The organism is Escherichia sp. KS167_9B (genome assembly GCF_030295215.1).
In the GTDB taxonomy this organism is placed as follows: Bacteria; Pseudomonadota; Gammaproteobacteria; order Enterobacterales; family Enterobacteriaceae; genus Escherichia; species Escherichia coli_F.
In genome coordinates this window covers 3,787,138-3,800,164 of record NZ_AP025754.1, presented here as the reverse complement: position 1 = coordinate 3,800,164, position 13,027 = coordinate 3,787,138, and the positions used below count along the sequence as shown (strand labels likewise).

Sequence of the window (13,027 nt, the reverse complement as noted above, 5' to 3'; positions counted from 1 at the left end):
AGAGGAAGACGAAAATGACTCCGTTTATGACTGAAGATTTCCTGTTAGATACCGAATTTGCCCGCCGTCTGTATCACGACTACGCAAAAGACCAGCCGATTTTCGATTACCATTGCCATTTGCCGCCGCAGCAGATTGCGGAAGACTATCGTTTTAAAAACCTGTATGACATCTGGCTGAAAGGTGATCACTACAAATGGCGTGCTATGCGCACTAATGGCGTGGCTGAGCGTCTGTGTACCGGTGATGCGTCTGACCGTGAAAAATTTGACGCCTGGGCGGCGACCGTTCCGCACACTATCGGCAACCCGTTATACCACTGGACGCACCTCGAACTGCGTCGTCCATTTGGTATTACCGGCAAATTGCTTTCCCCGTCTACCGCTGACGAAATCTGGAACGAATGTAACGAACTGCTGGCGCAGGATAATTTCTCTGCGCGCGGCATCATGCAGCAGATGAACGTGAAAATGGTCGGCACCACCGACGATCCGATCGATTCTCTGGAGCATCACGCAGAGATCGCCAAAGACGGCTCTTTCACCATTAGAGTGCTGCCGAGCTGGCGTCCGGACAAAGCCTTCAACATCGAACAGGCGACCTTTAACGACTACATGGCGAAGCTGGGCGAAGTTTCCGATACCGACATTCGCCGCTTTGCTGACCTGCAAACTGCCCTGACTAAACGTCTGGATCACTTCGCCGCTCACGGCTGTAAAGTGTCTGACCACGCGCTGGACGTGGTGATGTTTGCTGAAGCGAACGAAGCGGAACTGGACAGCATTCTGGCGCGCCGTCTGGCAGGCGAAACCCTGAGCGAGCACGAAGTGGCACAGTTCAAAACTGCGGTGCTGGTGTTCCTTGGTGCCGAATACGCACGTCGCGGCTGGGTACAGCAGTACCACATCGGCGCACTGCGTAATAACAACCTGCGTCAGTTCAAACTGCTGGGGCCGGATGTAGGTTTTGATTCCATCAACGACCGTCCGATGGCAGAAGAGCTGTCTAAGTTGCTGAGCAAGCAGAACGAAGAAAACCTGCTGCCGAAAACCATTCTCTACTGCCTGAACCCACGCGATAACGAAGTGCTGGGCACCATGATCGGTAACTTCCAGGGCGAAGGTATGCCGGGCAAAATGCAGTTCGGTTCCGGCTGGTGGTTTAACGATCAGAAAGACGGTATGGAACGTCAGATGACCCAACTGGCGCAGCTCGGTCTGCTGAGCCGCTTTGTCGGTATGCTGACTGACAGCCGTAGCTTCCTGTCATACACCCGTCACGAATACTTCCGCCGCATTCTGTGCCAGATGATTGGCCGCTGGGTGGAAGCGGGCGAAGCACCGGCGGACATCAACCTGCTGGGCGAGATGGTGAAAAATATTTGCTTTAACAATGCGCGTGACTACTTCGCCATTGAACTGAACTAAGGTCTGGGGTTGATATGCAATACATCAAGATCCATGCGCTGGATAACGTCGCGGTTGCTTTAGCAGATTTGGCGGAAGGCATAGAAGTCAGTGTCGATAACCAGACTGTTACGCTGCGCCAGGATGTTGCTCGTGGACATAAATTTGCGTTAACGGATATCGCAAAAGGGGCCAACGTCATTAAATATGGCCTGCCGATTGGTTATGCATTGGCGGATATTGCGGCGGGGGAACACGTTCACGCCCACAATACGCGCACGAATCTGAGCGATCTGGATCAGTATCGCTATCAACCTGATTTTCAGGATCTGCCTGCGCAAGCGGCAGATCGTGAAGTGCAGATCTATCGTCGCGCGAACGGCGATGTCGGGGTGCGTAATGAGCTGTGGATCCTGCCAACCGTGGGCTGTGTCAACGGCATCGCGCGGCAGATCCAGAACCGTTTCCTGAAAGAGACCAACAACGCCGAAGGTACTGACGGCGTGTTCCTCTTCAGCCACACCTACGGCTGCTCACAGCTGGGCGACGATCACATCAATACCCGCACCATGCTGCAAAATATGGTGCGCCACCCGAACGCGGGCGCAGTGCTGGTGATTGGTCTGGGCTGTGAAAACAACCAGGTTGCCGCATTCCGTGAAACGTTGGGCGATATCGATCCTGAACGCGTTCATTTCATGATCTGCCAACAGCAGGATGATGAGATCGAAGCCGGGATCGAGCATTTGCATCAGCTGTATAACGTGATGCGCAACGACAAGCGTGAGCCAGGCAAACTCAGCGAACTGAAGTTTGGTCTGGAGTGCGGTGGTTCTGACGGTCTTTCTGGTATTACTGCTAACCCGATGCTGGGGCGTTTCTCTGACTACGTGATTGCTAACGGCGGTACTACCGTACTGACCGAAGTGCCGGAGATGTTTGGCGCAGAGCAGTTGCTGATGGACCATTGCCGCGACGAAGCAACGTTTGAAAAACTGGTCACTATGGTCAACGACTTCAAACAGTACTTTATTGCCCATGACCAGCCGATCTATGAAAACCCATCGCCGGGGAACAAAGCGGGCGGTATCACCACGCTGGAAGACAAATCACTTGGCTGTACCCAGAAAGCGGGTTCCAGCGTCGTGGTTGACGTGCTGCGTTACGGCGAGCGTCTGAAAACGCCGGGGCTGAACTTGTTAAGTGCGCCGGGTAACGATGCCGTAGCGACCAGCGCCCTGGCGGGTGCGGGCTGCCATATGGTGCTGTTCAGTACTGGTCGTGGCACGCCGTATGGTGGATTTGTGCCGACGGTGAAAATCGCCACCAACAGTGAACTGGCGGCGAAGAAAAAACACTGGATCGACTTTGACGCGGGTCAGCTGATCCACGGTAAAGCGATGCCGCAGTTGCTGGAAGAATTTATCGACACCATCGTTGAGTTTGCCAACGGTAAGCAAACCTGCAACGAGCGTAACGACTTCCGCGAACTGGCGATCTTTAAAAGCGGCGTAACGCTATAAAGTCGAAATGAGTTGTTAATAAAAAACGGCGTTTCATAATGTGAAGCGCCGTTTGCTTTTCCATACCTGCTAAGGATTTATCATGACCGCGTATTGGCTGGCCCAGGGCGTGGGTGTCATCGCCTTTCTGATTGGTATCACAACATTTTTCAATCGTGACGAACGTCGCTTCAAAAAGCAGCTTTCGGTCTATAGCGCCGTTATTGGCGTACATTTTTTTCTTCTGGGCACCTATCCCGCTGGTGCCAGTGCCATCCTTAATGCCATTCGTACATTGATTACCTTACGCACGCGCAGCTTATGGGTAATGGCGATTTTTATTGTGCTGACTGGCGGAATTGGCCTCGCGAAGTTCCATCATCCTGTCGAACTATTGCCGGTTATCGGCACGATTGTCAGTACCTGGGCGCTATTCCGCTGTAAAGGGCTGACCATGCGCTGCGTAATGTGGTTTTCAACGTGTTGCTGGGTGATTCACAACTTCTGGGCGGGGTCGATAGGCGGCACGATGATTGAGGGGAGTTTTCTGCTGATGAATGGCCTGAATATCATTCGTTTTTGGCGTATGCAGAGAAGGGGAATTGATCCGTTTAAAGTAGAGAAAACAACCCCTTCCGCCGTAGACGAAAGGGGCTAAGTATTAGTTACGCAGGGCGCTATTTGCCAGACGATCGTCTTCCGCCTGGCAAGCTGCTGCAGTGAACAGCACGTCAGTTGAAGAGTTCAGCGCGGTTTCGCAAGAGTCCTGCAATACGCCGATGATAAAGCCGACGGCAACCACCTGCATGGCGATATCGTTCGAAATACCGAACATATTACAGGCCAGCGGGATCAGCAGCAGAGAACCACCTGCCACGCCGGACGCACCACAGGCGCACAGAGAAGCAACTACGCTCAACAGCAGCGCCGTTGGTAGATCCACCGGAATACCCAGCGTATTAACCGCAGCCAGCGTCAACACGGTAATGGTGATTGCTGCGCCCGCCATATTGATCGTTGCACCTAGCGGAATAGAAACGGAATAGGTATCACGATCCAGATTCAGCTTTTCACACAGCGCCATATTCACCGGAATGTTCGCCGCAGAGCTGCGGGTGAAGAAGGCGTACACGCCGCTTTCGCGCAGGCACAGCAGCACCAGCGGGAACGGGTTACGACGAATTTTCCACCATACCAGCAGCGGGTTAACCACCAACGCCACCAGCAACATACAGCCAACCAGCACCACCAGCAGTTGCGCGTAGCCCCACAGGGTGGAGAAACCGGTGGTTGCCAGCGTTGAAGCTACCAGACCAAAAATACCGATTGGTGCGAAACGAATGACCAGTTTCACCATAAAGGTGACGGCATTCGACATATCATTGACCAGGTTTTTAGTGGTTTCGTTACCGTGACGCAGTGCAAAACCGAGGCCAATTGCCCACACCAGAATCCCGATGTAGTTACCTTTCAGCAACGCGTCGATGGGGTTGGAAACCATGCTCATTACCAGCCCACGCATCACTTCTACAATGCCTGACGGTGGCGAAATATCACTCGCGCTACTGGACAAGTGCAGGGTAGAAGGGAAGGCAAAGCTGAAGACTACCGCGGCCAGAGCAGCAGAGAAGGTGCCCAGCAGATAGAGGAACAGAATAGGGCGAATGTTGGTTTTCTGCCCGTGCTGGTGGTTAGCAATAGATGCCATTACCAGCATCAGCACCAGAATCGGCGCTACAGCTTTCAGGGCACCAACGAACAAAGTACCTAACAGACCGACAGCTTCAGCCGCCGGTTTTGAGATCCATGCCAGAAGAATCCCCAGAACAAGGCCGACCAGGATTTGTTTTACCAGGCTGCCATGAGCCAGACGCCGGAATAGCCCCGGTGAACGTTGCGTAGTCATTTTTCGATCCTTTCATTGTGTTGTCGCACATCCCTGGTGCGTTCTGTCGACGCATCTTTCAGGATGTAACAAAGTGTTTGCAAGGTCGAGTATAAGGAAAGTTACAGCTTCGGGAAGCGAAAAATGCTGGATTTTAAAGAGAGGTCATATTTTGCAACTTAATGGTTACATTTGTTTGACATAAAAATAAAGCCCAACGTGCGGCTTCCAGACTGATGACAACGTCAAAAAAGTACTCGGTCAGTCCCCTCTCCCTGGAAGAGAGAGGGAGAAAACGGTGCTCATGTTGATGACAAGGTACACGGCTTAGGCAGATTAAAAATCATCCCACCCGCTGCTTATCATGCCGATAATTCACCCAGGCGTTGATAATAAACGTCATCACCAGAATGCCAAACACCACACCCAGCGAAACGGCGATCGGAATATGGTAGAAGTCGACAATCAGCATCTTGATACCGATAAACACCAGAATCACTGCCAGACCATATTTGAGCATCGAGAAACGTTCTGCTACGCCCGCCAGCAGGAAATACATCGCACGCAGGCCGAGGATCGCAAACAGGTTTGAGGTCAGCACAATAAACGGATCGGTGGTAACAGCGAAGATAGCCGGAATGCTATCCACGGCGAAAATCACGTCGCTCAACTCCACCAGAATCAGTACCAGCATCAGCGGCGTGGCATACAACAAACCATTCTTACGCACAAAGAAATGCTCGTTGTCGATGGTGTCGGTCATGCGCAAATGACCGCGCAGCCAGCGCACCAGCGGCTTGTCACCAATACCTGATTCATCTTCATGAGCCAGCGCCATCTTCACGCCAGTAAACAGCAGGAAGGCACCGAAGATATACAGGATCCAGTCGAACTGCGAAATCAGCCAGCTGCCAGTGAAGATCATGATGGTACGCAGAACAATCGCCCCGAGTACGCCATACACGAGCACGCGGCGTTGTAATGCCGCCGGAACAGAGAAATAGCTGAACAACATCAGCCAGACGAAGACGTTATCGACCGCCAGTGATTTCTCAATCAGATAACCCGTGAGGAAGGCCAATGCCTGAGGGTCCGCGACTTCGCGCCCCTGTGTCTGCGCCAGATACCACCAGAAAGCGGCATTAAACAATAACGACAGTGTCACCCAGACCAGCGACCAGGCCGCAGCCTGTTTCATGGTCATGGCATGTGCCCCGCGACGCCCCTGCAACAACAGGTCGATAGCCAGCATAATGACGACAACAACAGCGAATCCGCCCCATAGCAACGGCGTGCCGACAGTATTCATAGAAGTTCCTTACACATAAAAAAACGGCCAACGTCGGAAGACGTCAGCCGCTGCTTTTTATGCATAGACCTCGCCTTCCGGCAAGGTCTCACTTACAACAAAAAAGGAATACGTCTGCGTATTCCTTTCGGGTTGCCCGGTGACCGGATGTGGTTTTTCACACATCGTAATGACGATCGACCGGCAATGAAGTTACTCCCCTTTGCAGGTAACAAAGTATGACAGACCATTCGGTCAGTCAATGGTCTGTTACATCCCTTTTACACTGTTTTACTTTGGCTATTATAGTTTTACGCTATCTGCCGGAAAAATCACCCCGGTCTGGCGGCGGATCTCGGTCAGCAGCCTGGCGGTGATACGACTGACCGCCAGCCCTGGATGATCTACCAGATGTTCATCCACCAGGGTAGCGAACAGCTCTGCTTCGTACAGCATGGTATTAATATGCTGCGGTTGGGTAAGATCCTGCATCTGGCTGCCGCGCGGCACATAGCAAACTTTCTGGCATTCAGACAGTTTTTCAATCACCAGCGATCCCGCTTCGCCCTGAATCTCACTTGCCAGCACAGAATCACTGACCTTTGAGTGCTGCAAGGTAACGCTGAAATCACCGTAATCCATCACCACCACGCCGTGGGCATCCACACCACTTGCCAGCAAACTGGCGGTTGCCTGCACGCTTTTCGGTTCACCAAATAACGCCACCGCCGACGCCAGACAGTAAAAGCCGATATCCATAATTGAACCGTTGGAGAATGCCGGATTGAAGGTGTTGGGATTCTCGCCGTCCAGATAACGTTGATATCGCGAGGAATATTGGCAATAGTTGAAAAAGACTTTACGCAATTTGCCAACTTTCGGCAGTACCTGGCGTAACAAATGGAAATTCGGCAGGCTGGCGGTTTTAAATGCCTCAAACAGCACCACCTGATTTTCCCGCGCACAGGCAATGGCGGCATCCACTTCCGCCAGATTCGACGCCAGCGGTTTCTCGCAAATCACATGAATTTTATGGCTAAGGAAAAGTTGTGTCTGGGAAAAGTGCAGGGCATTCGGGCTGGCAATATACACCGCGTCAATAGCATCACTTTCTGCCATCGCTTCCAGCGACGTAAACAGATGCTCGACAGAAAAATCATTGGCGAAGTGCTGGGCCTTTTCAAGGCTGCGGGAATAGACAGCGGTTAACTTGTATTTACCGCTCTCATGGGCGGCCTCGACGAACTGGCGGGTGATCCAGTTCGTGCCAATCACAGCGAAACGTATCATAACGCGTGGATACTCCATAAAGGGATTCTGCCGTCAATGTAGCACGCCTTTTTCATCTTCGACGTGCGCAGATACGCATTATTCTTTCGCCGGACAGCCATGCTCGCTAAACGGCCCAATCATGACCGACGGCCCGAGATATTTCGGCTGTCGATGGAGGATTTTCGCGTCAATCACTGCGCTGACGCGAGCGAGTTTCTCCCGCAGCTGAGTATAAAAACCATGTTTCATATTCAGGTCTGGTGCGTTAAACCCGATGGCATCGATGCCGTACTGTTTTGCCAGCCAGATGGCGCGTTGGTTATGAAATTCTTGCGAAATAATAGTGATATGGCTTTCACCAAACACCTTTTTGGCACGCACCACCGAATCAAGCGTTGAGAATCCGGCATAGTCGCAGAAGATGACTTTTGCGGGTACGCCTTTAGCGATCAAAGCCTGCTGCATGCCTGAGGCTTCATCGTAATTTTTACGTCCGTTATCGCCGCTCACTAGTAGCCATTTCACTTTTCCGGCGTGGTACAACTCTGCGGCGGTATCAATGCGTCGGGTAAAGTAGCGATTACCCGGCCTCGCCCCCAACAATAAACCCACGTTGCGTGTTGGAACGGCGTTAACATCGTTCCAGGTCAGCTGTTTGCTGGCGTTGACCATTGCGCGATCGGCGATAAAAATTGTCGCTCCTGCCACAAGTAACAGTAAGCAGGCAATCTTTAGAGTCCGGCGAGAAAAACAAACGCGGCGAAAAAGGCGGGCAAATGCGCGCAGCATGGTCGTTATCCTTAACGAAAGGGGGGGAGGTCGATTTTAGGCGCTAAAGGAGGAAAAGATAACGCCTGACATCATTTTCAGATTTTGTCCTGCCCAAGCGACAACTGCGTTAGCCACAGCCGGGTGTCGAACTCAAGCTGGTGGTACTGCGGTTCCATATGACAGCACAACTGGTAAAACGCTTTGTTGTGCTCTTTCTCCTTCAGGTGCGCCAACTCGTGCACCACGATCATGCGCAAAAACGGTTCCGGCGCGTTGCGAAACACGGTAGCGACGCGGATCTCTGCTTTTGCTTTCAGCTTGCCGCCCTGCACACGCGAAACAGCGGTATGTAACCCGAGCGCGTTTTTCAGCACATGGATCTTGTTGTCATACATCACTTTATTGATCGGTGGAGCATTACGCAGAAACTGATTTTTCAGATCCTGAGTATATTGCCAAAGGGCTTTATCGGTGGCGTAGTCGTGTGTTCCCGGATAGCGTTTTGCCAGCACATCGCCCAGACGCTGTTCATTAATCAGCGTGCGCACCTGGGAAAGCAACTGTTCGGGATAACCCTGAAGATAAGTAAGATTGCTCATAACCGCCCACGAAAAAGAGAAAAAGGGTATACTCACGCACCCTTTTCAGGGGCAACGTCGAAATTTTATCATTCAGGAGGGCCGATGAGCCACTTAGACAACGGTTTCCGTTCACTGACACTACAACGTTTTCCGGCGACGGATGACGTTAACCCGCTACAGGCGTGGGAAGCGGCAGATGAATATTTGCTGCAACAGTTGGACGACACAGAAATCCGCGGCCCGGTGTTAATCCTGAATGATGCCTTTGGGGCGTTAAGTTGTGCGCTGGCGGAACATAAGCCGTACAGCATTGGCGACTCATACATCAGCGAACTGGCGACGCGCGAGAATTTACGCCTCAACGGGATTGATGAATCGAGCGTGAAGTTTCTCGACAGCACCGCTGACTACCCGCAGCAGCCGGGCGTGGTACTGATCAAAGTGCCGAAAACACTGGCATTGCTGGAACAGCAACTGCGCGCATTGCGCAAAGTAGTCACGCCGGATACACGTATTATTGCCGGTGCTAAAGCCCGTGACATTCACACCTCCACGCTGGAACTGTTCGAAAAAGTGCTCGGCCCGACCACCACCACGCTGGCATGGAAGAAAGCGCGCCTGATTAACTGCACTTTCAACGAGCCGCCGCTGGTTGATGCACCGCAAACCGTTAGCTGGAAGCTGGAGGGTACTGACTGGACTATCCACAACCATGCGAATGTCTTCTCACGCACCGGGCTTGATATTGGCGCGCGCTTCTTTATGCAGCATCTGCCAGAGAATCTCGAGGGTGAGGTTGTCGATCTCGGTTGTGGTAACGGCGTTATTGGCCTGACGCTGCTTGATAAAAACCCGCAGGCGAAAGTGGTGTTTGTCGATGAATCACCGATGGCGGTTGCTTCCAGCCGTTTGAATGTTGAAACCAACATGCCAGAGGCGTTGGATCGCTGCGAGTTTATGATCAACAACGCGCTCTCCGGCGTGGAGCCGTTCCGCTTTAATGCTGTGCTCTGCAACCCGCCGTTTCACCAGCAACATGCACTGACCGATAACGTTGCCTGGGAAATGTTCCACCACGCGCGCCGCTGCCTGAAAATCAACGGCGAGCTGTATATCGTTGCCAACCGTCACCTGGATTACTTCCATAAACTGAAGAAAATTTTTGGCAACTGCACCACCATTGCCACAAATAATAAATTTGTGGTGCTGAAAGCGGTGAAGCTGGGGCGTCGTCGGTAAGATTGACAGCTACCTGCCGGATGCGGCGTAAACGCCTTATCCGGCATACGTTCAGCACATTACCCCCAGGTCGGATAAGACGCGGCAAGCGTCGCATCCGGCAATGTCTGCCCAGTTCTGGAATCGCGCTTCCATAAAACAAAAAATCCCTGTCACCATCCTCTACATTCTCTTGTTTAGCGTTTTTCTACGTTTATTCTTCCGTCACACAGATAAATTCATCCGTTGCCAATTTGTCAACGGACGTGATGAAGAATGCACCTGATAACTCAAAAAGAATTGAAAGATGCTGCGGAAAAATACCCGCAACATAAAACGGAGTTGGGGGCTCTGGGGAACACGATTGCTAAGGGATATTTCAAAAAACCTGAGTCATTAAAAGCAGTATTCCCTTCTCTGGATAACTTCAAATATCTGGATAAGCATTATGTTTTCAATGTCGGGGGCAATGAATTACGTGTTGTAGCAATGGTCTTTTTTGAATCGCAAAAGTGCTACATACGTGAAGTTATGACGCATAAAGAATACGATTTCTTTACCGCCGTTCATCGTACTAAGGGGAAAAAATGATTGCGATTGCCGACATCTTGCAAGCAGGAGAAAAGCTAACTGCTGTGGCACCTTTTCTGGCGGGTATTCAGAACGAGGAACAATACACCCAGGCGCTGGAACTGGTAGATCATCTGCTGCTCAACGATCCTGAAAACCCCTTGCTGGATCTGGTGTGTGCCAAAATAACCGCGTGGGAAGAATCAGCGCCCGAATTTGCTGAATTTAATGCCATGGCTCAAGCCATGCCTGGCGGTATAGCTGTGATTCGTACCCTTATGGATCAATATGGTTTAACCCTTTCCGATCTGCCGGAAATTGGCAGTAAATCGATGGTGTCACGCGTTTTGAGCGGGAAGAGGAAATTAACGCTGGAACACGCTAAAAAACTGGCAACGCGATTCGGCATTTCTCCCGCCTTGTTTATTGATTAACGCGACGTGCCGGATGCGTCACATCCGGCACTTCAAATAACGATTTAAATCTCCAGCGCCAACCGTGTTCCCTGGGCAATTGCCCGTCGTGCGTCCAGCTCCATAGCCACATCGCAGCCGCCAATTAAATGCACGGTTTTCCCGCTATCAATGAGCGGTTGCGCCAGCGTGCGGTTTGGCTCCTGCCCCGCGCAGATCACCACATGATCTACCGCCAAAATTTGCGGTTCGCCGTTGATCACCACATGCAGCCCTTCATCATCGATCTTCTGGTAACTTACGCCTGGGATCATTTTTACACCCCGTGAGAGCAGGGTGGTGCGATGGATCCAGCCCGTAGTTTTGCCCAACCCTTGCCCTGGTTTGCTGGCTTTGCGTTGAAGCATCACAATCTGTCGTGGGCTACGGGGGATCTGCATGCCTTGCGGGCTTAACCCACCACCCTGTTGCAGGCTACTGTCGATGCCCCACTCTTTACAAAATTCGGTGATATTCTGGCTGGTGGACTCCCCTGGCTGACTCAAATACATCGCTGTATCAAAGCCAATCCCACCACAACCGACGATGGCGACGTTGTTGCCCACTGGCGCTTTGTCGCGCAGTACGTCGAGATAACTCAACACCTTCGGATGATCGATCCCGTCGATGGGCGGAATGCGCGGTACGATCCCACTGGCGAGGATCGTTTCATCGAACGCCTTTAACTGATCTGCGGTCACGGTGTGATTAAGTTTCAGTGTCACGCCCGTTACTTCGATCATCCGGCGGTAGTAGCGCAATGTTTCGTAAAATTCCTCTTTGCCGGGGATCTGTTTGGCGATATTAAACTGCCCGCCGATCTCGCTATGTGCATCAAACAACGTTACCTGATGACCACGCGCCGCCGCATTGATGGCAAACGCCAGCCCCGCCGGACCTGCGCCGACCACCGCCAGATTTTTTTTCTGCACGGCGGGAAGGATCGGCATTTTGGTTTCGTGGCAGGCGCGAGGATTCACCAGACACGAGGTGACCTTGCCGACAAAGATCTGATCGAGACAGGCCTGATTGCAGCCAATGCAGGTGTTGATCTCATCGGCTCGCCCCGATTGCGCTTTTGACAGCAGCTCCGCATCAGCAAGAAACGGTCGCGCCATCGATACCATATCGGCATCACCGCGCGAGAGAATATCGTCGGCAACCTGCGGATCGTTAATCCGGTTGGTGGTCACCAGCGGCAATGAGACGTGACCTTTCAGTTTGCGTGTGACCCAGCTAAATGCGCCGCGCGGCACTGGCGTGGCGATGGTCGGGATCCGCGCTTCATGCCAGCCTATTCCAGTGTTGATAATGGTTGCGCCCGCCGCTTCAATGGCCTGCGCCAGTTCTACCGTTTCGGTTAAAGTCCCGCCGCCTTCTACCAGGTCGAGCATCGACAGCCGATAGATAATAATGAAGTCGTTGCCGACGCGCTCGCGCACCGCACGCACTACTTCGACGGCAAACCGCATCCGGTTGCGGTAATCGCCGCCCCACTGGTCACTACGCTGGTTGGTGCGCAGAGTCAGAAATTCGTTGATCAAATACCCTTCAGAGCCCATCACTTCGACGCCATCGTATCCGGCCTCCCGCGCCAGTTGCGCGCAGCGGGCGAAATCGTCGATCAGTCGCAGGATCTCTTCATGGGTGAGTTCATGAGGAACGAAACGGTTGATGGGGGCCTGCAACGCGGAGGGCGCTACCAGATGCGGTTGGTAGCTGTAGCGTCCGGTATGCAAAATTTGCAGGGCGATTTTGCCGCCTTCCTGATGTACCGCTTCGGTAATGGTGCGATGGTGCGGGATCTGGCTGACGTCATTGAGCATTGCACCGCCTTCCATGCCAACGCCTGTTAAATCAGGTGCAATACCGCCGCTAACGATCAGCGCCACGCCGTGACGGGCGCGTTCAGCATAAAACGCCGCCAGCCGCTCGGCACCGTCCGGGTATTCCTCCAGCCCGGTGTGCATTGAACCCATCAACACGCGGTTTTTTAACGTGGTAAAACCTAAATCAAGCGGGGCAAACAGCGACGGGTAGCTCATAAAATTGTCCAGTATGTAAAATAATTGTTATGTGGTC

Annotated in this window: 12 protein-coding genes; 6 read left to right on the top strand and 6 right to left on the bottom strand. The window is 52.4% G+C overall.

Annotated features, from left to right (window positions below; genetic code table 11):
• Nucleotides 1-14: 14 nt before the first annotated feature.
• The 3 genes from uxaC (at nucleotide 15) to QUE34_RS19015 (ending at nucleotide 3,566) form a co-directional block, all read left to right on the top strand.
• Nucleotides 15-1,427 carry a glucuronate isomerase gene (gene uxaC, locus QUE34_RS19025; protein ID WP_000187451.1) on the top strand — a complete coding sequence of 471 codons (1,413 nt, stop codon included), beginning with the start codon at nucleotides 15-17 and terminating at the stop codon, nucleotides 1,425-1,427.
• A gap of 14 nt (nucleotides 1,428-1,441) precedes the next feature.
• Entirely contained in the window at nucleotides 1,442-2,929 is a 1,488-nt protein-coding gene (gene uxaA / locus QUE34_RS19020; RefSeq protein WP_032303819.1) for an altronate dehydratase, read from the top strand.
• Nucleotides 2,930-3,011: 82 nt separating this feature from the next.
• Nucleotides 3,012-3,566: a YgjV family protein gene (locus QUE34_RS19015; RefSeq protein ID WP_032303818.1), complete on the top strand. Its 555-nt coding sequence runs from the start codon at nucleotides 3,012-3,014 to the stop codon at nucleotides 3,564-3,566.
• A 3-nt stretch (nucleotides 3,567-3,569) separates the two neighbouring features.
• Here the strand turns inward: QUE34_RS19015 and sstT are convergent, their stop codons facing one another.
• The 5 genes from sstT to QUE34_RS18990 all read right to left on the bottom strand — a co-directional run bounded on the left by sstT (nucleotide 3,570) and on the right by QUE34_RS18990 (nucleotide 8,723).
• The gene (sstT, locus tag QUE34_RS19010; protein WP_032303816.1) at nucleotides 3,570-4,814 is read right to left on the bottom strand and encodes a serine/threonine transporter SstT; all 1,245 of its coding nucleotides are present in this window, start codon (nucleotides 4,812-4,814) and stop codon (nucleotides 3,570-3,572) included.
• Nucleotides 4,815-5,136: 322 nt separating this feature from the next.
• Nucleotides 5,137-6,102, bottom strand: coding sequence for a TerC family membrane protein Alx (alx, locus tag QUE34_RS19005; protein WP_001098830.1), 966 nt, complete (start codon nucleotides 6,100-6,102; stop codon nucleotides 5,137-5,139).
• Between the two features lie 282 nt (nucleotides 6,103-6,384).
• Nucleotides 6,385-7,371: a Gfo/Idh/MocA family protein gene (locus QUE34_RS19000; protein WP_103253354.1), complete on the bottom strand. Its 987-nt coding sequence runs from the start codon at nucleotides 7,369-7,371 to the stop codon at nucleotides 6,385-6,387.
• Nucleotides 7,372-7,449: 78 nt separating this feature from the next.
• Entirely contained in the window at nucleotides 7,450-8,142 is a 693-nt protein-coding gene (locus QUE34_RS18995; protein WP_032303814.1) for a SanA/YdcF family protein, read from the bottom strand.
• Between the two features lie 77 nt (nucleotides 8,143-8,219).
• Nucleotides 8,220-8,723 (bottom strand): M48 metallopeptidase family protein, encoded by a 504-nt coding sequence (locus QUE34_RS18990; protein ID WP_001295542.1) that lies wholly within the window; start codon nucleotides 8,721-8,723, stop codon nucleotides 8,220-8,222.
• A gap of 84 nt (nucleotides 8,724-8,807) precedes the next feature.
• On the opposite strand from QUE34_RS18990, the gene rlmG reads away from it, so the two are divergent.
• From rlmG to higA, 3 genes are all read left to right on the top strand, one after another.
• The gene (gene rlmG / locus QUE34_RS18985) at nucleotides 8,808-9,944 is read left to right on the top strand and encodes a 23S rRNA (guanine(1835)-N(2))-methyltransferase RlmG (RefSeq protein WP_000018675.1); all 1,137 of its coding nucleotides are present in this window, start codon (nucleotides 8,808-8,810) and stop codon (nucleotides 9,942-9,944) included.
• A gap of 255 nt (nucleotides 9,945-10,199) precedes the next feature.
• The gene (higB, locus tag QUE34_RS18980) at nucleotides 10,200-10,514 is read left to right on the top strand and encodes a type II toxin-antitoxin system toxin HigB (RefSeq protein ID WP_032303813.1); all 315 of its coding nucleotides are present in this window, start codon (nucleotides 10,200-10,202) and stop codon (nucleotides 10,512-10,514) included.
• Nucleotides 10,511-10,927 (top strand): type II toxin-antitoxin system antitoxin HigA, encoded by a 417-nt coding sequence (gene higA, locus QUE34_RS18975; RefSeq protein WP_000560266.1) that lies wholly within the window; start codon nucleotides 10,511-10,513, stop codon nucleotides 10,925-10,927. The genes higB and higA overlap by 4 nt, the downstream gene beginning before the upstream one ends.
• 44 nt (nucleotides 10,928-10,971) lie before the next feature.
• On the opposite strand, the gene fadH is transcribed toward higA, so the two are convergent.
• Nucleotides 10,972-12,990: an NADPH-dependent 2,4-dienoyl-CoA reductase gene (gene fadH / locus QUE34_RS18970; RefSeq protein WP_050009868.1), complete on the bottom strand. Its 2,019-nt coding sequence runs from the start codon at nucleotides 12,988-12,990 to the stop codon at nucleotides 10,972-10,974.
• Between the last annotated feature and the right edge of the window lie 37 nt (nucleotides 12,991-13,027).